Source organism: Paenibacillus sp. J22R232 (assembly GCF_056269165.1).
On record NZ_JBWDNK010000010.1, the window covers coordinates 1 to 19,813 of the forward strand.

At 47.3% G+C, this 19,813-nt stretch carries 14 protein-coding genes, 16 tRNA genes and 1 pseudogene; 27 read left to right on the forward strand and 4 right to left on the reverse strand.

What is annotated here, in order from left to right:
• Window positions 1–188: 188 nt before the first annotated feature.
• The 21 genes from AC0YN3_RS23570 (at window position 189) to AC0YN3_RS23670 (ending at window position 5,595) form a co-directional block, all read left to right on the forward strand.
• Window positions 189–264 (forward strand) — tRNA-Asn (locus tag AC0YN3_RS23570).
• A gap of 4 nt (window positions 265–268) precedes the next feature.
• Window positions 269–359, forward strand: a tRNA-Ser gene (locus AC0YN3_RS23575).
• Window positions 360–363: 4 nt separating this feature from the next.
• Window positions 364–438: transfer RNA gene (locus AC0YN3_RS23580), tRNA-Glu, on the forward strand.
• Window positions 439–505: 67 nt separating this feature from the next.
• A tRNA-Val gene (locus AC0YN3_RS23585) sits at window positions 506–581 on the forward strand.
• A 14-nt stretch (window positions 582–595) separates the two neighbouring features.
• Window positions 596–672 (forward strand) — tRNA-Met (locus AC0YN3_RS23590).
• Between the two features lie 39 nt (window positions 673–711).
• Window positions 712–788: transfer RNA gene (locus AC0YN3_RS23595), tRNA-Asp, on the forward strand.
• A 14-nt stretch (window positions 789–802) separates the two neighbouring features.
• A tRNA-Phe gene (locus AC0YN3_RS23600) sits at window positions 803–878 on the forward strand.
• A 33-nt stretch (window positions 879–911) separates the two neighbouring features.
• Window positions 912–987 (forward strand) — tRNA-Thr (locus tag AC0YN3_RS23605).
• Window positions 988–990: 3 nt separating this feature from the next.
• Window positions 991–1,075, forward strand: a tRNA-Tyr gene (locus AC0YN3_RS23610).
• 9 nt (window positions 1,076–1,084) lie between these two features.
• Window positions 1,085–1,158 (forward strand) — tRNA-Trp (locus AC0YN3_RS23615).
• 18 nt (window positions 1,159–1,176) lie between these two features.
• Window positions 1,177–1,252, forward strand: a tRNA-His gene (locus AC0YN3_RS23620).
• A 26-nt stretch (window positions 1,253–1,278) separates the two neighbouring features.
• Window positions 1,279–1,353 (forward strand) — tRNA-Gln (locus tag AC0YN3_RS23625).
• Between the two features lie 7 nt (window positions 1,354–1,360).
• Window positions 1,361–1,435 (forward strand) — tRNA-Gly (locus tag AC0YN3_RS23630).
• Between the two features lie 7 nt (window positions 1,436–1,442).
• Window positions 1,443–1,516 (forward strand) — tRNA-Cys (locus AC0YN3_RS23635).
• 21 nt (window positions 1,517–1,537) lie between these two features.
• Window positions 1,538–1,614 (forward strand) — tRNA-Arg (locus AC0YN3_RS23640).
• A 13-nt stretch (window positions 1,615–1,627) separates the two neighbouring features.
• A tRNA-Leu gene (locus AC0YN3_RS23645) sits at window positions 1,628–1,709 on the forward strand.
• 192 nt (window positions 1,710–1,901) lie between these two features.
• The gene (locus AC0YN3_RS23650) at window positions 1,902–2,855 is read left to right on the forward strand and encodes an ABC transporter ATP-binding protein (RefSeq protein ID WP_475777403.1); all 954 of its coding nucleotides are present in this window, start codon (window positions 1,902–1,904) and stop codon (window positions 2,853–2,855) included.
• Entirely contained in the window at window positions 2,848–3,606 is a 759-nt protein-coding gene (locus tag AC0YN3_RS23655; RefSeq protein WP_475777404.1) for an ABC transporter permease, read from the forward strand. The genes AC0YN3_RS23650 and AC0YN3_RS23655 overlap by 8 nt, the downstream gene beginning before the upstream one ends.
• Before the next feature lie 147 nt (window positions 3,607–3,753).
• Window positions 3,754–4,128, forward strand: coding sequence for a GntR family transcriptional regulator (locus tag AC0YN3_RS23660; protein WP_475777405.1), 375 nt, complete (start codon window positions 3,754–3,756; stop codon window positions 4,126–4,128).
• Window positions 4,129–4,141: 13 nt separating this feature from the next.
• Window positions 4,142–4,840 carry an ABC transporter ATP-binding protein gene (locus tag AC0YN3_RS23665; RefSeq protein WP_475777406.1) on the forward strand — a complete coding sequence of 233 codons (699 nt, stop codon included), beginning with the start codon at window positions 4,142–4,144 and terminating at the stop codon, window positions 4,838–4,840.
• On the forward strand, window positions 4,837–5,595 hold the full coding sequence (locus tag AC0YN3_RS23670; protein ID WP_475777407.1) for a hypothetical protein: 759 nt from the start codon (window positions 4,837–4,839) through the stop codon (window positions 5,593–5,595). The genes AC0YN3_RS23665 and AC0YN3_RS23670 overlap by 4 nt, the downstream gene beginning before the upstream one ends.
• A gap of 60 nt (window positions 5,596–5,655) precedes the next feature.
• On the opposite strand, the gene AC0YN3_RS23675 is transcribed toward AC0YN3_RS23670, so the two are convergent.
• From AC0YN3_RS23675 to AC0YN3_RS23685, 3 genes and pseudogenes are all read right to left on the reverse strand, one after another.
• Window positions 5,656–6,699 carry an S-layer homology domain-containing protein gene (locus AC0YN3_RS23675; protein WP_475777408.1) on the reverse strand — a complete coding sequence of 348 codons (1,044 nt, stop codon included), beginning with the start codon at window positions 6,697–6,699 and terminating at the stop codon, window positions 5,656–5,658.
• 96 nt (window positions 6,700–6,795) lie between these two features.
• The gene (locus AC0YN3_RS23680) at window positions 6,796–7,203 is read right to left on the reverse strand and encodes a dockerin type I domain-containing protein (protein ID WP_475777567.1); all 408 of its coding nucleotides are present in this window, start codon (window positions 7,201–7,203) and stop codon (window positions 6,796–6,798) included.
• A 33-nt stretch (window positions 7,204–7,236) separates the two neighbouring features.
• Window positions 7,237–9,939 (reverse strand): annotated as a pseudogene (locus AC0YN3_RS23685) (rhamnogalacturonan lyase family protein); the annotation flags it as partial.
• Window positions 9,940–10,252: 313 nt separating this feature from the next.
• Here AC0YN3_RS23685 and AC0YN3_RS23690 point away from each other — a divergent pair.
• The 6 genes from AC0YN3_RS23690 (at window position 10,253) to AC0YN3_RS23715 (ending at window position 19,031) form a co-directional block, all read left to right on the forward strand.
• Window positions 10,253–12,004 (forward strand): sensor histidine kinase, encoded by a 1,752-nt coding sequence (locus tag AC0YN3_RS23690; RefSeq protein ID WP_475777409.1) that lies wholly within the window; start codon window positions 10,253–10,255, stop codon window positions 12,002–12,004.
• The gene (locus tag AC0YN3_RS23695; protein WP_475777410.1) at window positions 11,997–13,610 is read left to right on the forward strand and encodes a helix-turn-helix domain-containing protein; all 1,614 of its coding nucleotides are present in this window, start codon (window positions 11,997–11,999) and stop codon (window positions 13,608–13,610) included. Before AC0YN3_RS23690 ends, AC0YN3_RS23695 begins: the two co-directional genes overlap by 8 nt.
• Window positions 13,611–13,729: 119 nt before the next feature.
• Window positions 13,730–14,707, forward strand: a complete 978-nt coding sequence (locus AC0YN3_RS23700; RefSeq protein ID WP_475777411.1) for an ABC transporter permease — start codon at window positions 13,730–13,732, stop codon at window positions 14,705–14,707.
• A gap of 37 nt (window positions 14,708–14,744) precedes the next feature.
• Window positions 14,745–15,683 carry a carbohydrate ABC transporter permease gene (locus AC0YN3_RS23705; RefSeq protein ID WP_475777412.1) on the forward strand — a complete coding sequence of 313 codons (939 nt, stop codon included), beginning with the start codon at window positions 14,745–14,747 and terminating at the stop codon, window positions 15,681–15,683.
• Between the two features lie 84 nt (window positions 15,684–15,767).
• Window positions 15,768–17,315 (forward strand): ABC transporter substrate-binding protein, encoded by a 1,548-nt coding sequence (locus AC0YN3_RS23710; protein WP_475777413.1) that lies wholly within the window; start codon window positions 15,768–15,770, stop codon window positions 17,313–17,315.
• Window positions 17,316–17,468: 153 nt separating this feature from the next.
• Window positions 17,469–19,031, forward strand: a complete 1,563-nt coding sequence (locus AC0YN3_RS23715) for an ABC transporter substrate-binding protein (protein ID WP_475777414.1) — start codon at window positions 17,469–17,471, stop codon at window positions 19,029–19,031.
• 70 nt (window positions 19,032–19,101) lie between these two features.
• On the opposite strand, the gene AC0YN3_RS23720 is transcribed toward AC0YN3_RS23715, so the two are convergent.
• A complete protein-coding gene (locus AC0YN3_RS23720; RefSeq protein WP_475777415.1) occupies window positions 19,102–19,650 on the reverse strand; it encodes a C40 family peptidase in 549 nt (182 codons plus the stop codon).
• Window positions 19,651–19,813: the final 163 nt, after the last annotated feature.

Here is a 19,813-nt window from a genome sequence, read left to right on the forward strand (position 1 = left end):
GAGGTTGATAGGTTCGGGGTGGAAGCACAGCAATGTGTGTAGCTGACGAATACTAATCGGTCGAGGGCTTATCCTAAACACGTTTACCGTGACCCATACATCCGGTAGACAACAGCAATAAAGGTTCAGCAAACCTGATCTTTCGTATCCAGTTTTCAGGGCGTAACTTGCTTTGAAATTGCTTATATTCCCTGATAGCTCAGTTGGTAGAGCACTCGACTGTTAATCGAGTTGTCACAGGTTCGAGTCCTGTTCGGGGAGCCATTGTAGAGAGGTGTCCGAGTGGTCGAAGGAGCACGATTGGAAATCGTGTAGGCTCTAACCGGGTCTCGAGGGTTCGAATCCCTTCCTCTCTGCCAGCAAGGCCCGTTGGTCAAGTGGTTAAGACACCTCCCTTTCACGGAGGTAACAGGGGTTCGAGTCCCCTACGGGTCACCATTTACTTCTCAAAAAGTTATTGACAAGAGCGAAGTGCCTATGATAAGATATAAAGGTCGCTCAACATGGAGGATTAGCTCAGCTGGGAGAGCATCTGCCTTACAAGCAGAGGGTCGGCGGTTCGATCCCGTCATCCTCCACCATAATTTTATAACGACGCGGGGTGGAGCAGCCCGGTAGCTCGTCGGGCTCATAACCCGAAGGCCGCAGGTTCAAATCCTGCCCCCGCAACCAAAAATCTTTACCATTCGGAAGTTTCCGAGAATTTGATGTGGAGCTGTGGTGTAGTGGCCCAACATGCCTGCCTGTCACGCAGGAGACCGCGGGTTCGAATCCCGTCAGCTCCGCCATTCAAAAAACATCAGGCTCGGTAGCTCAGTCGGTAGAGCAGAGGACTGAAAATCCTCGTGTCGGCGGTTCGATTCCGTCCCGAGCCACCATTTAAGAAGTACAAGCAATAAACAAGTGAATATGCCGTTGTAGCTCAACTGGTAGAGCAACTGACTTGTAATCAGTAGGTTGGGGGTTCAAGTCCTCTCGACGGCACCACATGGAGGATTAGTGAAGTGGCTAAACACGGCAGACTGTAAATCTGCTCTCTCTGAGTTCGGTGGTTCGAATCCATCATCCTCCACCAGTTTACCTTAGGGGCATAGTTTAAAGGTAGAACAAAGGTCTCCAAAACCTTTGGTGTGGGTTCAATTCCTGCTGCCCCTGCCAACTAAATATTTAAATATGGCGGTCGTGGCGAAGTGGTTAACGCATCGGTTTGTGGATCCGACACTCGGGGGTTCAATTCCCCTCGATCGCCCCATTAATTTTAAAACACATGCATTATGTTGGGGATTAGCCAAGCGGTAAGGCAACGGACTTTGACTCCGTCATTCTCAGGTTCGATCCCTGAATCCCCAGCCATTTATTTGCGGAAGTGGCTCAGCGGTAGAGCATCGCCTTGCCAAGGCGAGGGTCGCGGGTTCGATTCCCGTCTTCCGCTCCATTTATTTGGCGCCATAGCCAAGTGGTAAGGCAGAGCTCTGCAAAAGCTCTACCCCCAGTTCGAGTCTGGGTGGCGCCTCCACATTTTTTTGTGAAAACATATGTGCCCTTAGCTCAGCTGGATAGAGCGTTTGACTACGAATCAAAAGGCCAGGAGTTCGAATCTCTTAGGGCACGCCATCTTTACTGAATTGCCGATGTGGCGGAATGGCAGACGCGCGCGACTCAAAATCGTGAGGGAAACCGTGGAGGTTCGAGTCCTCTCATCGGCACCATATTTTAAAGCCCAAACTCTTAAGATCAATTGATCTTAAGAGTTTTTTTGTGTTTCCTATGTTTTGTGTTTATTTTGCAGACCATTCATGCCATGCAAGCTTGGTTTTATAAATAATGGAATTGCCTCTTTACAGACCTTTTTAACTAGTGTACTATTTAACTAACACACAAGAACACTGGAGGTTGCGAAGATGGCAGTAACATCTGATATAAAAGAAAACACGCCTGTCCTTTCCTTGCGGCAAGTAACGAAACGAATCGGCGGGAAAACGATTGTTGATCGCATGTCGTTTAACATTCAAAAAGGGGAAATCGTCGGTTTACTAGGTCCGAACGGAGCCGGGAAAACGACAACAATCAGGATGCTAGTAGGCCTAATTCAAATGTCGGAGGGGGACGTATTCGTACAGGGACATAGCATCCGTAGTGATTTTAGCAACGCCATTCGTCATATTGGCGCTATTATTGAAAACCCTGAGTTTTATCCGTACATGAGTGGGTGGGATAATCTTAAGCAGTACCAGAGAATGGACAGCGGAATAACGAATGAACGCATTAAGATCGTTACTGAGCTAGTTGGTTTGGAAGCAGCTATGAATAAGAAAGTGAAGGCGTACTCTCTTGGCATGCGGCAGCGACTGGGTATTGCGCAAGCGCTGCTAGGCAACCCATCCTTGCTTATTCTCGATGAGCCGACTAACGGCTTAGATCCAGCAGGCATTCGGGAAATGCGCCATTACTTGCAGCATATAGCAGACCATGAAGGCATTTCAATTCTCGTATCGAGCCACTTGCTTTCTGAAATGGAGCTCATGTGCAGCCGGGTCGTTGTCATCCAAGAGGGAAAATATGTGACCGAGCGAGATTTACATCAAGCGAAGGAGCAGTCACAGCTGCTGACGGTTAAAATTCGAGTGGATCAACTGGACAGCGCGTATTCGATATCGTCTGCGATTAGTGGAGTTGAGGTTGTAGGACTCGATAAGGATCGTCATGAAATCGTCCTTTCCTTGCAAGATGAGCTGATCCCACAAGTTGTTGCTAAGCTGGGTGGAGGGCAAATTAAAATATACCGAATTACTGAAACCAAGCTATCACTTGAAGAGGAATTCCTCAAATGGACAGGAGGAAGCCGCATTGCATAACTTCGGTGGTTTAATCTTAAATGAATGGTTGAAAATGTCCAAGAAACGAAGCTTTTTCATTGCATACGCTGTAATGCTAGTAACAGTGATAGGCTTCGCTTTATTGATTAAACAGCTATCGAGCGAGGAGCTGCCTTCCATGCTTGATTTTACAGCTTCCATTATGACGACAAACGGGGTAGGGCAGATAGTTACGATCATAGCCGTCATCTTCACAGCAGGAATTGTGGCTAAGGAGCATCAATTAGGAACAATCAAGTTTTTACTCATTAGAGCCCATGGCAGAAATAAAATCTTGGCATCAAAATATGTCGCGGCCATTCTGTTTACGGTTTCGCTCATTATATTCACGATTGTTGCAGCATTAGCAGCGAGCGGAGCACTATTCGGATTCGAATCGGCATCAGGTGATGGTACATGGCTGCTTGTCGCAAAAGGCATTCTTTTTCAAACGGTGTATACTTTGATTTATGTTAGCTTGACCTTTATGTTCGGCATCTTGACTCGTTCGACAGGGGCGACGATTGGCATAGGGATGACGGCGGTTTTACTTGAAGGGCTCATCCAAATGCTTCTCTCGCGATATGCATTTTCGAAATATCTGCTATTTATGAACACCGATTTATCGTTGTTTGCAGGCGCGAATTCAACAATAAAGGATTTCGTATTCCCAAGCACGATTAGCGCCATTTATGTTTGCTTGTTTCTTGCAATAAGTTTTATTTCATTCAAAAAACGTGACATCGCATAGTAGGCTGAGGCTCAAAAAGAATCGGCTTTTCCGTCCTCTGCAAGAGGAGGGTATCCGTTTCTCGTAGTATAGAAGAATACTTTATCGCGTGTAACATATAAACTCTTATATTTCAAGAAAGTGGCATCGGAGAGGAGCAGGGAAATTGTGAGCATAGAATTCGATAATAATTTACCTATCTACTTGCAAATTATGAACCATATCAAAAAGGAAATAATAGTTGGAAAGCTTAAGGCAGGCGATAAAATACCAGCTGTCCGGGAGCTTGCCATTGAACTTCAAATTAATCCAAACACGGTACAGCGTGCTTTTCAAGAGCTGGAGCGTGAACTAATCGTGGAAACAAAGCGCGGACTGGGCAGATACGTGACGAGTGAGGAGTCGAAAATTATGGAGATCAAAAAGGAAATGGCAGGCGACCTGCTTGGCCGCTTTATACAAGGGATGCAGGAGCTTGGATTCGCTAATCACGATATCGTAAACATCGTTTCGCTAGCTGTGGAAGATAAGGATAACGAATAGGAGAGATGTTACTATGGAGAGCATATTGCAATTGAAGGACGTATCCAAATCCTATGGCGGCAAGAGCGCGCTAAAGCAGGTTTCGCTGCAATTAAGCCCAGGGAAAATAATCGGGTTGCTTGGCAGCAACGGCAGTGGTAAAAGTACGCTCATGAAGCTAGCTGCGGGCCTCATTCATCCGGCTTCGGGCACCGTTCAAGTTGGAGGCATGGAGGTAGGGCTAGAAACAAAAAAAATGACCTCTTTCATGCCCGATCGGCCGTTGACTGAGAAATGGATGCGGGTCGAGGATGCGGTTTTATTTTATAAAGAGTTTTACGCGGACTTCGATACGGCGAAAGCAGAGGATATGCTGGGCTTTATGAAACTGAACAAACGTGATCGCGTACTCGAGTTATCGAAGGGAATGAATGAGCGCCTGCAATTAACGCTTACTTTGTCTCGCAACGCAAAGCTTTATTTGCTCGATGAACCAATTGGCGGGGTTGATCCGGTAGCACGGGCAAAGATTCTAGACGCGATCGTTCATTATTATAACGAGGAAAGCAGCTTGCTTGTCTCTACTCACCTTGTACGTGATATTGAGCGGATTTTTGATGAAGTAGTGTTCATTCGAGAGGGAGAAATTGTTTTGCAGGACGAAGTAGAGAACATCCGTCTCAAGCATGGCAAAAGCGTCGATGAAATGTTCAAGGAGGTATTCGGAGAATGATTAAGCTGCTGAAGTACGATTGGAAGCGGAGCAATGACGGTATTCTTAGCACGCTGGCCATATTGGTTATTGTGCAAGCCGCGCTTAGCATCATTGGACTAATGAAGCACTGGGACGAAACCCTTATTGTCGGATTAAGCATATTCGGTTACGTGCTTGCGTTTATTTTATTGTTTATCCATAGCTTGAGGACATTCGACAGCAATATAAAGTCGTACAGCAGAAGGCTGCTTCCGCAGCATCCAATAAAGGGAATAGGGGCATCTATCCTGCTTTGCTGGATTGTTTTAGGGCTAATCGCTATTATAGCAGCTATCCATATCCCGATCTTCGCAGCCTTTTCAAACAACGATTGGTCTTTCTTTAAAGATAACTTCAAGTTTGTAGGGGCTGCCAAAGCCATTTTAATTGTACAAATCATATGGGCATATACCTCGTTTATTATTTCTATACTAGCATCTATTACTGTTGCAGCATGCTTCCGGTTTAAGGGAGCGACGTGGATGGGAATCATTTTCTTCTTTGCCATACACTCTTTGCTCGTATGGATTGATTACTTGTTGTTTGGTAATGACGAATCTTCTGCTGGCCTCGTTTCTATTACTAGTGAGATCGGAGATACGAGCAGCGTGACGCTAAGCTCGAATCTGAATATGAATTATTTTTTCGGTCAGTTTTTGCTGGAGGCGGTATTTACGGGAGCCTTATTATATCTTACGGTCTATCTATTAAAGAAAAAGGTAGAGATTCAGTAAATAGCTTGATGGAAAGGCGCTTACGGGATATGATCCCTAAGGCGCCTTTTTGGTATTTTATCACATGCTCTGCAAATCCCGCAGCTTAAGAATAGCAGTGAGTGCTTCAGCACGCGTGGTATGGGCACTTGGAGCGAACCGATTGTTTCCCCTGCCCTCTAGAAGCTTGTTATGTACGGAATCAATTATCGCTGCCTTGGCCCAATTCGGTATTTGCCCATCATCGGAAAATTGCGTCATGCCAGAGTCGGTTAGATCGAAGCCGGCTGTACGAGCGAGAATAACCGCCATCTCCGCGCGATTGATTTTGTTCTGTGCTCGGAACGTACGGTCCTCATACCCGGATATTACGCCGGCTGACGCGGCTTCAGCAATATAAGGCTTAGCCCAATCGGGGATATGGTCAATATCAGTGAAATCCAATGTAACTTCGCTGCCAACGGCTTTGGGGAGCTGAACTGCGCGAACTAGCATTGCTGTATATTCCGCTCTTGTTACCAAGCTATTAGGTCGGAAGGATCCGTCAGGGTAGCCTGTGACGAAGCCGAGCTCCATCGCACGCAGCACATTAGCTTCAGCCCAGTGGCCCTTAAGATCTTGAGGAGCTTTATGATCATCCAGCAAATGAATGACGAACAAAGCTTTTATGTTTTGGGGGGATATCGTGATGGTGGTAGCTTTACTGTCGACCAGCTTCATTCTCACTAGGCTAACGGCAGCTGATCCGGATGCAATCGTCTCGAAGGCTAAGGTCGCAAGGCTGGCATTGCCATTATTCCCAGGGCTTTTGCCAAGCTTCGTATGCGCGAATACGATTTCCCCATCCTTGGCTGCAGCGGGTACAGAAAGACCTGTATCGTGTGCTGACGCGCTTTTAAAGCGCAGTTTGATAGTATCATAGCGCAAACGCAGCTCGTACCCGTATAAATCAGCAAGCTGTATGCCTTCCACCGTAACGCGTACATCTTGTCCGATGCCTGCCTTTGGTTGAGAGATCGCTAGTGATAATGATGGAAGAGCTTCGCCAAATGCCATTGCCGGTTGCAATACAATACCGATAAGCAACATAAAAACGAGATAGACTGATTTGGCTTTATATTTCATAGTCGAGGACCATCCTTTAACGAAAAATGCGCGAGAGGAAGAAGTTGCTTCTTCCTCCCGCGGTTCGGAACGGTTGCTGAAGTTAAGAGCAGTTGGTTACCAATTCAGAATGAGTTTTGCAAGAACGACGAGATCTTGAATATCGATGAGATTATCCTTGTTCAAATCATAGGCTTTAACGGCGCTCCAATCGGTGTCAGCGGATGTTTTGCCATAAGCTTTGGCCATGAGCGCAAGATCGCCGATGCTGGTTGCGTTGTCGTTATTGTAATCGCCTTCTACTTTCTCGATGACCAGATCAAGGAAGGCTTGCAATGCAGCATTCAAGTCTAGCGCAGCTTGCGCAATTTGAGCCTGAGTAGAAGAGGCAGCTGCGGAGACCGCTTTCGCATCATTGATCGCTGCTTGGAGATCGGCTTTGGAGCCTATCGGATATTGACCGATGCGGTTACCTTCAACAGCCGTATCATGCTGATGCTGGGCATTTGCGATCAGCGTTGTCAATGCGCCTTTATCTACGCCAATTTCAATGCTAAACGTTGTGCCTTGAAGCTCAGATTCCGCTCCAGTGCTGCTAGCGACATGAAGCTTAGAGATTGCAATATTCGATATGCCTGCTGGAGCAGTATCTTTTACCTTGAAGGTCAGCTTGATAAGTTCACCTGAAGCATGCAGCGCTTGCTCGCCCAGATGAACGCCTAGAATCCTGATCGCCCCAGGCTCATCGATTTTGGAATCTACGAGCGTTATTTTGGATTCGTCAGCAGCAATAGGGGGACCGACCAGCTCAAGCGAATTTGCATTATAGGTAATGGTAACATCCTGAGCAACGATGTCCTTCTGCAGCTCTGCCAATCCGTAGAATACTGAGAAGCTGTCTCCGACTTCACTTGCACCGGGGCCTTTAATGAAACCTCCGCTAGTTTCTTCATTGCCCACTCTCGGCGTCCAAAAATTCGGGATGGGTACATTTGCGAATGAAGTATCGGAGGCAAAATAAAAGCTTGGATAAGCCGGCTGATTATAGGTCGTATTCTGCCAAGCAATGCCTGTGCGGTACTGAGCATCATGCATGAGCGTATACAGCTTGCGATTCGTAACCTCCGTGCTTATGAAGATTCGGATTGCGGAGCTGTCTGCCGTGCGCACGAGCAGTTCTTCTCTCCAGTCGCCAAAAATATCAGCCACAAGGGAGGGATTGCCTTTCGTGCCATTATTGGTTCTAGTATCGGTCGCTGTCAGCAAGCGTCCGCGCTTCCAATCATCGATAGTAGGCGTGCTGTTGCCCGAACCATTGACCAGTTGTGTCGTCATGTCCGCAGCCCATTTAATATTCATGTTCGTACCAGGAGCGGTAGCGCTAATTCGCGTGCCGGAGGCGTTCCATAAACCGACAGCCCATGTTTCAAGTCCTTTATGGGCAGGGTCTACGTCGCCTACCATGCCTCGGCCAGTATCTTTACCCGTATATCCGCCGTAAATAACCTCGCCAGTTTTGGCGTCTCTCAGCGCATAACCATATGGTGCATAGGTAGCGCCTTCATGTACCATGAAAATTTCAAGCCCAGTTCGATCCGGATCAATATCGGCAACATGAAGCGCATCCCCATGGCCTAAGCCAGCGATAACGCCTGGATTGGCGCTGCCGGCAGGAAGCTCGGCTGAAGAGCTGTACAACAAGGTTCCGTCATGGTCAATCGTGGATGAACCATAAACGATTTCTTGTTTGCCATCCCCGTCAACGTCTGCGGTGCTTAAGGAATGCGCGCCTTGCGTATTCAATGAGCCTAACAGCGGGTCAGTGCCAAGCTTGCCATGCGGACTATCGTTAAATGGATTCGACATCGGCGCGAAGCCGCTGTCAACGAACCAATGCTCTTGCAAATGTTCGCCGTCCCATTCGTAAGAGACGAGTGTCGTTCGCGTGTAATAGCCTCGCGCAAAGACGGCATAGGGTTTCGCCCCGTCCAAATAAGCGACGCCAGCGAGAAAACGGTCAACGCGATTTCCCGGTTCAATCCGTCCCATGGCGTAATCGCCCCACAACAGACCATCGTCAGTACGACCTGGCTTATAGTGGATGGTTTCCAGCTCTGTGCCGGTTTCACCCTCAAATACGGTTAAATATTCAGGCCCTTTGAGAATAAAGCCTTCAAATTCGCGCAGCTTATTGTTGGCGCTCCGTCCCGGGGCATACACATCCATGAAATAGTTAGCCAACGCTTCGGCGTCTAAGCGGGAGAGCGGGTAGTTGTACTGCTTTGCGATACCGAAGCTCTCTTCGAGCGTAGCAGGCCAATTCCCGTTGATGACCTCTGCATGGTTATGCCAATCCATAAACATATCGACAACATGATTGAAATAGCCTTCGCGGCTTACCCGGTAATCATCGGAATGACTGTACCCTGCTGCAAGATCTTCATCCGGCATCGTAATATATTGCTCAGACAACAAGGCTCCCTGTGCGTCATATTTATTGACTGTTGTTCCTGGAGCGGTTTTGAACATGAGTTCTGCTTTGCCGTCTCCATCAAAGTCGTAAACCATAAATTCCGTATAGTGGGCACCCGCCCGAATGTTCACCCCGAGATCAATTCGGTAGAGCAGCTTGCCGTCGAAGCGATAAGCATCGATATAAACGTTACCGGTGTAGCCCCTCTGCGATACGTCCTTGGAGTTAGAGGGATCCCACTTCACAAAGTATTCGTACTTTCCATCACCATCCACATCGCCCACGCTCATATCAGTGGCTGCATATGTATAGGCTTCGCCGACAGGTGTTATTCCGTCTGCCGGTTTCTGCAGCGGCAAATTGTAATAAGCGTTGCTCCATGGCGCAACGGCTTCGCTCTGTTCGGTTTCTTTGCCATCAACGACGGCAGCGACGTAATAGAGAGAAGCAGCCGTGCCAGCCGCATCGGAATAGTTTGTACTATCCTCCACAGTGGCTATTTGGACGCCATCACGGTAAATATTGAAATTGGTGCCGGTCATCCCTGTAGCGGAATAGCCGGTTACTTCATTGCCTAGCAGCCTCCAGCTTAAAAATACACCTTGTGAAGTAGCGGCCGCTACCAAGCCTCTATCCAAATATTCCAGCTGAACGCCGGAGTTGCCTCCGGCTGCGGTGTGATTCGGTAAATCAGAAGCGGAAGCATGCAGCGTCGTTCCAAGCAAAAGGGCAAGACCTGTTGTCGTTGTCCATACCTTTCTCAATGCTTTGGCCGAGTACCAACCCATGAAATGGTCACCATCCTTGTCGAATTTGCCTTCAATTTGATTGCGCTTACAATTGTATTCGGATCCTCACCTCGCCTTTATTGCCGCTGTTCACGCAGCATACTTTGAAATTCATACTCAGTATAAAAGCAATGATGGCAAGAGAGTAGGTGAAAAACAGTGGTTTTACATTGAAAATCAGTAATAATGATACAAAACGTATCTTGTATCCAGCATTGTTTTCTCTTAAAGATGATTTCGCGTAAGCGCTTTAAATGGTAGAATTAGACACGGGATGATACATGGATGATACATGTTAGGGGGAAGGCCGCACGTGGGGTTTGGTAAATCGATTAGAACGCGTCTTATTATTGGATTTATGGCCGTAATGCTGCCGGTAGTCGCATACATGCTTATTAATAACAGCTATTCACGCGATATCGTGCGGGAAAAGGTATCCGAGACGTATCGAAACACATTGGACATTTACGTCGGCCAGACCGATCATAATTTATCGCAGATCAATGATTATCTCTACAAAATGTCTGTGCTCGATTCCGATGTTGGCCTGCTTATGTCGTTTCCCATGGACAGCGATGGCTACACGCTCACGAAAATACGGATCGACGCCAAGCTGAATAGAGATGTCGGTGTCTACAATATAATTGACGCTGTTTTTTTATATCATCAGAACGACATCATTTTCGGCACGGACAGCGTCTATAACGATACCAAAAAAATTATCAAGTCGCATATGGATACGATGACCACGGAGAAAAATCTGGAGCAGAACGATCAGCATACCTGGGAGGTCAGAGCGGATGAGCGGATGCCCGGCAAGTTTTTTCTGATTAACTTCATCAAGGTGTCGGATGGATTATACGTTGGCGCAATGATAAAGGTCCAAGACATTAACACGCTGCTCTCGATTCAATGGAGTGACGGGGACATCGGTCATAATGGCATTTATTTGCGCTCGGGGAATCAACTGGTGGAATCCTTGACCGAAAATTCAGCCCCGCTGGAGCTAAGCTATAAACTATCGGATAAGCCCTACGAATCACTGACTGACCGCAAGACGGGAGCGAGCTATCTCGTGATGAACCGGGTGAGCGATATGGTCAACATTGCTTATCGGGTCGTGATTCCGGAAAAAACGCTGCTGCGAAACCTGTTATTTTTCAGAAACGCTACGTTATTTGCACCGATCGGCTTCTTGGCTATCCTGCTCATCTATTTGTTCTTTATGCGGAATATGCTGTTTAAACCGCTGCATGAGCTCATTCTGGGCATGAAGAAAATTTCGCTGGGCATGCTGGACGTTCGGTTGAAAAAAAATAAAACACTCGAATTCGAGTTTCTAGGCAACACGTTCAACATCATGGCGGAACAGATCAAAACGTTGAAAATTGACGTCTACGAAGAGCAGCTGCGCGTGAAGCAAGGGGAGCTGAAGCAGCTGCAAGCGCAGATCAACCCGCATTTCTATATGAATAGCCTTAATATCATTTATAATTTAGCAGCGATCGGCGATACGGATTCCGTCAAAAAAATGTCGCTCCACTTAGCCGACTACTTCCGTTTTATTATGAAAGCAAACCGTGATACGATTACGCTGAAGGAAGAGCTGCAGCATATCGAAAACTATATGACCATTCAAAAGATCCGGTTTCCGGATAAGCTGCAATGTCATTTCGATGGGATGGAGGAGCTTCTCCAATATCCGATTGCGGCATTGACGATCCAGCCGTTCGTGGAAAATTCCATTATTCACGGCTTCAAAAACAGGCGGCAGCTGTTCCACATCCGAATAGCGGCTGAGTTAAACGAGGAGCAGGGATTTACGTTAACGATCAGCGATAACGGCGTAGGCTTTGATCCATCCGTGCTTGAGAAGCTGCGCAACAAGGAGCCTCTGCAGGAAGGGGAGTCCAGCAGCCTAGGCATCATGAACGTGATACACAGGCTTCAGCTGCTCTACGGGGAACGGACCTCCATAACGTTCTCTAATCAAGAAGAGGGCAGCGGAGCCATCATCAAGATCGTATTTCCCGAGCTTATAGAAGGGGTGAAAGCCGTTGTATAACCTATTGGTCGTGGACGACGAAGAAATTGCGATTCGCGGGATCGTGGAAGGAATCGATTGGTCAACGCTGCCGATCGCGAATATCTATACAGCAATCGACGCGGAGGAAGCACAAGCCTTGCTGAAAGAGCATACGATTCATATCATGCTCTCGGACATCGATATGCCCAACCTAAGCGGTATTGACCTGCTGGAATGGGTGAACGAGCATTCTCCTTCGAGCGTAACGATATTTCTGACCGGGCATGCGGATTTCAAGTATGCGCAGCAGGCCGTTCAATTGGATTGCTTCGATTATTTGCTAAAGCCGATTGACCATCAGGCGCTGAAGGCATGCGTGAAGGAGGCGCTGAACAAAGTTAAAGATTTGGAGCAGCTTGCCAAAATCAAAGACACGTACAGCTTGTTCTATGAGCAGTGGAGCAAGCAGCGTCCGATTCTAATCGAGCGCTTCTGGCATGACGTGCTGCACTACCGTTTGTCCGCAGCTCCACAGCAGTTGGATGCTGCCTTGCAAACCTATGCCTTGCCATTGCAGTCTGACAGTCTCCTGCGAATTGTACTGATTAGTATTGAGCAGTGGCGCGAGGAGTGGTCTGCCCGCGATGAAGAAATTATGACCTACGGCATCAAAAATGCAGCCGAGGAGCTTGTTCTTCATGGGGAGCATGGCCATATCGTACAGGATGGCGGCGGCATTATGTATGTTCTATTTTATGAGTCGCCGGACCATGAGCTGCAACCGGCTGCCAGTATAGCTGGGCGGTGCAAAACATTCATTAACCAGTGCAGGGACATGCTGCATTGCTCGCTTTCATGCTATATCGGTGAACCCGCGCAAACGAGGCAGCTTCGCGAAGCGGTGCAAGCCCTGTTGACGATGGAGCGCAGCAACGTGAGCAATACATGCGCGATCCTCCTTGAACAGGAACATGCGCATGAACAGGAGATAAGCGTTCCGCAAGCAGCGCCGTTCTCTGATTGGTCGCTGCTGCTCGAATCAGGTAAACAGGCGGAATTGGCGCTGCGCATTGATGAGTGGTTTGATCAAATGCAGCAATTAAAGGTTGATTACACGTATATGGCCTCGTTCTATTACGGGTATATGAATATGCTCTTTCAATGGCTTAACAAAAAATCGGTGCAGATGACCGATGTATTCAAGCATAGAGAGTGGGAAGCGGGAGAGAACATCCTGAAATCGCTGCCGAGGATGAGAACGTGGACGCAGCAGCTGAGCCAGCAAATAACGGAATATGCCAACCGGAACGGGAAGGATGTCTCCCAAGTCGTAGAGAAGGTACAGCGTTATATGGAGGAGCACCTTGGCGAGGAGTTCAGCAGGGAGCAAGTGGCGGATGCCGTTTATTTGAATCCAGCCTACCTGTCGCGGTTATTTCGGAGGGAAACAGGTTATTCCTTGACGGATTACTTGGTACGGCAGCGAATTGCGAAGGCACGGACCGAGCTGGAGAAAACGAATAACCGTGTCAGCGACGTTGCTATTAACGTAGGCTACGGAAACTTCTCGCATTTTTCAAAGCTTTTTAAAAAAACGACGGGGCTAACCCCACAGGAATATCGCAAAAAATTTCAAAACGTGTAATTGAAAAGTCATTTGACCGTTAATGCGGTCACGGCGCCGACAGCTGTCGGCGTCTTTTTTTTATACAATAAAAACAAGGAAAAACAACACAGTGCTTTAGAAAGAGGAGGGGGAAGGCGATGGCAAAACCTGCGACAGATACGGTTACAGCTGCCTATATTCCAAAGAGCTCGGTCAAAAAAATGACTCAAATTCGTATTATCAAAAAATATTGGATGTTCTATTTAATGATGCTGCCTGCTATCGTTCTGCTGATACTAAACAATTACATTCCGATGTTCGGAATTATGATTGCGTTCAAAAACATCAATTATGCGGACGGTATATTGGGAAGCCCTTGGAGCGGTCTCCGAAATTTCGAATACCTATTCAAAACATCCGATGCTTGGATCATTACACGAAACACATTATTGTACAATTCCGGGTTTATCATTCTTAACTTAATCTTTCCGATTTCATTCGCCATCATGCTCAATGAAATTCGAAGCCGCTTTCTTGCGAAGCTGCATCAAACGGTGATGTTTCTGCCGTATTTTCTCTCGATGGTTGTCATCAGCTATTTGGTATTCGGATTCATGAGCGATGAGCACGGTTACCTGAACAGTTCACTCCTTCCTGCTCTAGGCATGGAGAGCATCCAGTGGTATTTCACCCAGGAAGTATGGCCATACGTGCTGCCGATCGTCAACACATGGAAGAGCATGGGTTACTTTACAGTCATTTATATGGCAGCGATCATCGGCATCGATGACGAATATTACGAAGCCGCCACGATTGACGGTGCAAGCAAGTGGAAACAAATGACGAGCATAACGGTTCCGCTTATCATGCCCGTTATCACTATTATGACACTTCTGCAAATCGGGAAAATATTCAATGCGGATTTCGGGCTTTTCTTCCAGGTGCCAAGGGAATCAGGCGTGTTGTTCCCGGTTACGAACGTAATTGATACGTACGTATATCGAACGTTTCTAACGGTTGGCGACATTGGGCTGTCGTCTGCAGCCGGATTGCTGCAATCGGTTATCGGTTTTACGCTCGTGTTCTTGTCTAACTGGGTAGTAAGGCGAATCAATAAAGAAAACGCGCTGTTCTAGGTTGTTCTAATTATGAAAATTTTATGGAGGTGACCCTATGGAAGCAACAGAGATCATAGCATCCGGAGCCGGATCTAATCCCAAAAACCAATTGTCCACGCCAGCTTCTCTAGGCATCAATGTGTTCTTCATTATCTATTCGTTGCTTTGCGTCATCCCGCTCGTATTGATCGTGATGGTATCGGTCACTGACGAATCGGCTGTAATAAACAATGGATATCAATTCATCCCAGCCAAATTCGATTTAGGCGCTTATCAATTTTTATTCAAGGATGCTACCCAAATTCTCCGTTCGTATAGCATTTCCATATTCGTCACGATTGTGGGAACGACGCTAAGTCTCGTTATTATGGCGCTGTATGCGTATCCGATATCGAGAAACGATTTCCCGCATGCCAAGTTTTTTACTTTCTTTGTTTTCTTCACGATGCTGTTCTCGGGCGGACTCGTTCCTTGGTACTTGGTTTACGCACAGACGCTCGAACTGAAGGATACGCTGCTGGCGCTTATTATGCCGCTGCTGGTTGCCGCGTTTTTCGTTCTCATTATCCGTACCTTCTTCCAGACTACGATTCCGGCAGCGATACTGGAGTCAGCTAACATAGACGGAGCGGGAGAGCTTACCATATTTCTCAAAATCGTACTGCCCTTGTCGCTTCCGGTGTTAGCCACCGTAGCTCTGTTCCAGACGCTTACGTACTGGAATGATTGGTTTCTAAGCCTCGTGTTTATTACGAAGGATGGCAATATCACCGTGCAATACCTGATGTACAAGACGATGCTGAACATTCAATTTCTCGCCAATAACAGCACGGCAGCAGCGGCGATTACGGCCGCAGGCGGCACGTTCAAGTTTCCAAGCGAGACGGTTCGGATGGCGATGGTTGTCGTCGGGATCGGGCCGATCATATTCGCCTATCCATTCTTTCAGAAATATTTCGTAAAAGGGCTTACGGTAGGTGCCGTTAAAGGCTAGCCCATTTGCAACGCTTGCGCTCGGCTGTAACCGGAACATCCGGTTTAGCATATAAACCAAATTTTTGAGGGAGGTCCACCCGCTATGAAGCAAGTTAAACAAAAAACATCTATGCTTCTTCTAATGATGATGACTATCGTATTAATCGTGTCTGGATGCTCGGGAAACGGCAACAAAAACAATGCAGAAGCGACAAAGGAGCCTGCATCAGCAACAGAGAAGCCGGCGGCCACAGAAGAAGAACCGCCCGCGAATGAGCTGAAGCCTTACCAGCTGTCACTCGTTTATCCTGGAACGCCGCAAACGGATGAGAAAAAGATCGAAGAAGCATTAAATAAAATCCTAACTGAAAAAATCAATGCAACAATTGACCTTAGACCGATTGACTGGGGCGCATGGGATGACAAAATCAACCTGATGGTTGCTTCGCAAGAAGAAGTGGATATCGTGTTTACGGCTCAATGGAACGGCCATGCCAAATACGTAGCTAAAGGAGCATTCCTTGAGCTAGGCGAGCTTCTTGAGCAATATGGCAAAGGCATTACGGATTCCTTGGATCCTGCCTTTATTGAAGGTGCCAAAATCAACGGAAAAAATTATGGGGTTCCAACCAATAAAGAGCTTGCTGCGCTTGGCGGAATCGTATACCGCAAAGACGTGACCGATGAGCTTGGCATCGACATGACGAATGTGAAGACGCCTCAGGATCTTGATGCGGTCTACGCGGTTATCAAAGCGAAAAGACCGGATCTGACTCCGCTGTACACAACAGGAGGAGTGTTCAACTCCCATTTCTTCGCTAACTATGATTTCCTAGGCGATTCAACGATTCCAGGAGCGATTCTCAAGGATCTGGACGGTACAAAAGTATCTGCAGTTGAGGAAATTGATCGCTATAAGGAATTTTTGAACCTGACTCGCGATTACTTTAAAAAGGGTTATATCAATGCTGATGCAGCAACGACCCAAGTATCCTCTTCAGATGCTTGGAAGGCAGGAACGGTATTCTCTACCCTAGAGCCATTGAAACCAGGCAAGGATGCTGAAGTAGCAAGCGCGGCTGGCCTATCGGGCAAGCTAGCACAAATCTCAATGAGCGAGAAGACAGTTGCAACTTCAGAAACGGCTGGATCCATGCTCGGCGTATCTTTTACATCCAAAGATCCTGCTCGCGCAATGATGCTGATCAACCTTCTTCATACGGACAAAGAAGTTAACAACATTCTGAACTTCGGTATCGAAGGCGATCACTTCACGAGAAACGGCGAGATCATTACGGCAACGGGCAACACCGCTAATTACAACCCGGGCTCTGCCTGGATGTTCGGCAATCAATTCCTGAACTATGTATGGGATTCAGAGGACCCAGAGAAATGGGCGAAATTCAAAGAGTTTAACCAAAATGCAAAAGTATCTCCAGGCCTTGGATTCGTATTCGACAGTGAACCGGTCAAAGCAGAGGTTGGCGCGCTTGCAAACGTCATTCGTCAGTATCAAAGGGCTTTGGAAACCGGCTCGGTTGACGTGGATAAAACGTTGGCAGATTACGAGAAAAAGCTGAAGGATGCAGGCGTAGAAAAGGTAGTTGCCGAGAAACAGAAGCAATTCGACGCTTTCCTTGCAAGCAAGTAATACACTTCCCATTCTTAAATAATTACGGAAACCCGTGCCCTCCGAGGCACGGGTTTTTGTGCTGTATATACTTGTGCTTGCATTTTTTGGTGTATTCTTTACAATTAAGCATAGCTAATGCAATTCATTATCGCACGAGGGGGCAATCCGATAATGACCCGAAGGACGCGCAGACCGATACGTGCGAAGAATTTTTTGCTTGCTTGCTTGTTTCTTCTATGCGCATGCTCCAATCAAGCAGGGGCGGAACGCCCATCAACAAGCAATGCTGCTGGAAACGGAATTGAAAGCGCTTCACCTCAAACCGCCGTTCAGGAAGGCGAGGACGGTTATCCGATGAAGAGCTACACGCTTAAATTCGTGTACACGGGTGCGCCGCAAAAGGATGAAGTAGAGGTTGAATCGGCGATCAACGATTATTTGATGCCCAAAATAAACGCCAAAATAGACCTGATGCCCATTGATTGGGGCCCTTGGAATGACAAAGTAAATTTGATGATCGCATCGCGCGAGACGGTTGATATCCTGTTCACAGCGCAATGGAACAAACATGCGGTGAATGTGTCGAAAGGCGCTTTTCTAGAGCTGGATGAGCTGCTGGAGCAATACGGTCAAGGCATCCTGCAATCGCTCGACCCGATTTTTCTGGCTGGAGCCAAGATCAACGGCAAAAACTACGCGGTACCGACGAATAAGGAATTAGCTGCCCAAGGCGGGATCGTATACCGGAAGGATATCGCTGACGAGCTTGGCATCGATATGTCACAGGTCAAGACGATAGAAGACTTGGATGCGGTCTATCAGACCATTTTGGAAAAAAAACCGGGAATGACGCCGATTTATATGAAGCAAGGCGAGACCTTCAATGCGCATTACATTGGCAATTTCGATGCACTGGGAGATACATCGATCCCGGGTATTATTCTTAAGGATGGCGAAAGCACGCAAATTAAGCCGACCTACGAGGAAGAGCGTTATGTGAATACGTTGCGGATTACGCGTCAGTTTTTTCAGAAAGGGTACATTAACAAGGATGCAACCACGAATCAAACGATGAACAACGACGCGCTGCGGTCGGGTGACGCGTTTTCCATAACTTCCGCGTTGAAGCCAGGAAAGGACGAGGAGCTCGCTATTCAATCAGGCCTGGCAGGCAAGCTGGCACAGCTTGCTCTTAATGTGAAGACGATAGCAACCTCGGAAACGGCGGGTTCCATGCTGGCGATTTCTTCGACCTCCCAGGATCCCGTGCGCGCGATGATGTTTATTAATATGCTGCATACGGATGTTTATCTGAATAATCTGCTCAACTACGGCATTGAGGGCAAGCATTATGAAAAGGTCAATGAGCAAGTCATTCGCCCCACTCCGAATACTCCCGGTTATAATCCAGGCACGAATTGGATGTTTGGCAATCAGTTTTTGAACTATGTATGGGATAGTGAAAAAGCGGATAAGTGGGACTTATTCCGAGACTTTAACCAAAATGCAAAAATTTCTCCCGGGCTGGGCTTCGTATTCGACGGAACGAATGTGAGAGCCGAGGTAGCCGCGGTCGTTAATGTCGATAGACAGTATCAAACAGCGCTTGAAACGGGGTCCGTTGATGTGGATCAAGTGCTGCCGGAGTACATTGAAAGCTTGAAGGCAGCGGGAATCGAGAAGATTATTGCGGAGAAACAGAAGCAGTTCGATCAATTCCTGGCTAATAAATAAGAAGAGACGAAAGGTTTGGCCGGCAAAGCGATAATCGCTTCGCCGGCATTTTTAATGCCAATGATGCCGGCTAGAGGGCGCTGCCGCCAAACAAGAAGCGGTATTCCCACTGTTTATTGTCAATGTTATCGACGCGAACCCCGCCGCTTTCCTTGGAGAAGGTATTAAGCATCTTGCCATTGCCTAGATAAACGCCTACATGGGTGACGGTTTGCTTGGACTTGGATACTTTGGCATAGCTGGAGGCGCTGCTGCCGCGATAGGACATAAAGAACATCAAGTCTCCGCGTTTCAGGCTTGCCCAATTTGTTTTAACGGATGAATTCTTTTTGACGTAAGCAGCTTGCGCTGCGGAGGTTGAAGGCAGCGTAACGCCTGCGGCAACCTTGAATATGTGTTTGGTGAAATCCGAACAGTCAAATGTTTTGGTGGTGCTTCGGTTGGAGCCGAACTCATATGGCGTTCCTAAGTATTTCATGCCAGTCGAGATGATCTTCTCGGTAGTTGATGATGCGGCATACGCTTGATCATGAAGGGGGAGCGTTACACTTCCGGTACTACATAATACGGCAGACAATAACCCAGCTGCAATAAGCTTTTTAATGGATACGTTTCTCATTGGTAGCGTATACACCTCCTGTACTGGTAATAACGTAACACAGGAATATGGCTACTTTAAGCTGTAATATATGGTAAGAATGGCCGTTTGACCCCCTAAGGCGGGCTTCCAACTCGACCTAAGTCCAGTGCCAAAACCGCCGAAAGTCCGTTTTACAAAAGGG

What these genes read in the sequence shown, in the direction of transcription:
- AC0YN3_RS23650 (WP_475777403.1), top strand. Translation starts at nt 1,902, where the DNA reads ATGGCAGTAACATCTGATATAAAAGAAAACACGCCTGTCCTTTCCTTG.
- AC0YN3_RS23665 (WP_475777406.1), top strand. Translation starts at nt 4,142, where the DNA reads ATGGAGAGCATATTGCAATTGAAGGACGTATCCAAATCCTATGGCGGC.
- AC0YN3_RS23670 (WP_475777407.1), top strand. Translation starts at nt 4,837, where the DNA reads ATGATTAAGCTGCTGAAGTACGATTGGAAGCGGAGCAATGACGGTATT.
- AC0YN3_RS23675 (WP_475777408.1), bottom strand. Translation starts at nt 6,699, where the DNA reads ATGAAATATAAAGCCAAATCAGTCTATCTCGTTTTTATGTTGCTTATC.
- AC0YN3_RS23700 (WP_475777411.1), top strand. Translation starts at nt 13,730, where the DNA reads ATGGCAAAACCTGCGACAGATACGGTTACAGCTGCCTATATTCCAAAG.
- AC0YN3_RS23705 (WP_475777412.1), top strand. Translation starts at nt 14,745, where the DNA reads ATGGAAGCAACAGAGATCATAGCATCCGGAGCCGGATCTAATCCCAAA.
- AC0YN3_RS23710 (WP_475777413.1), top strand. Translation starts at nt 15,768, where the DNA reads ATGAAGCAAGTTAAACAAAAAACATCTATGCTTCTTCTAATGATGATG.
- AC0YN3_RS23715 (WP_475777414.1), top strand. Translation starts at nt 17,469, where the DNA reads ATGACCCGAAGGACGCGCAGACCGATACGTGCGAAGAATTTTTTGCTT.
- AC0YN3_RS23720 (WP_475777415.1), bottom strand. Translation starts at nt 19,650, where the DNA reads ATGAGAAACGTATCCATTAAAAAGCTTATTGCAGCTGGGTTATTGTCT.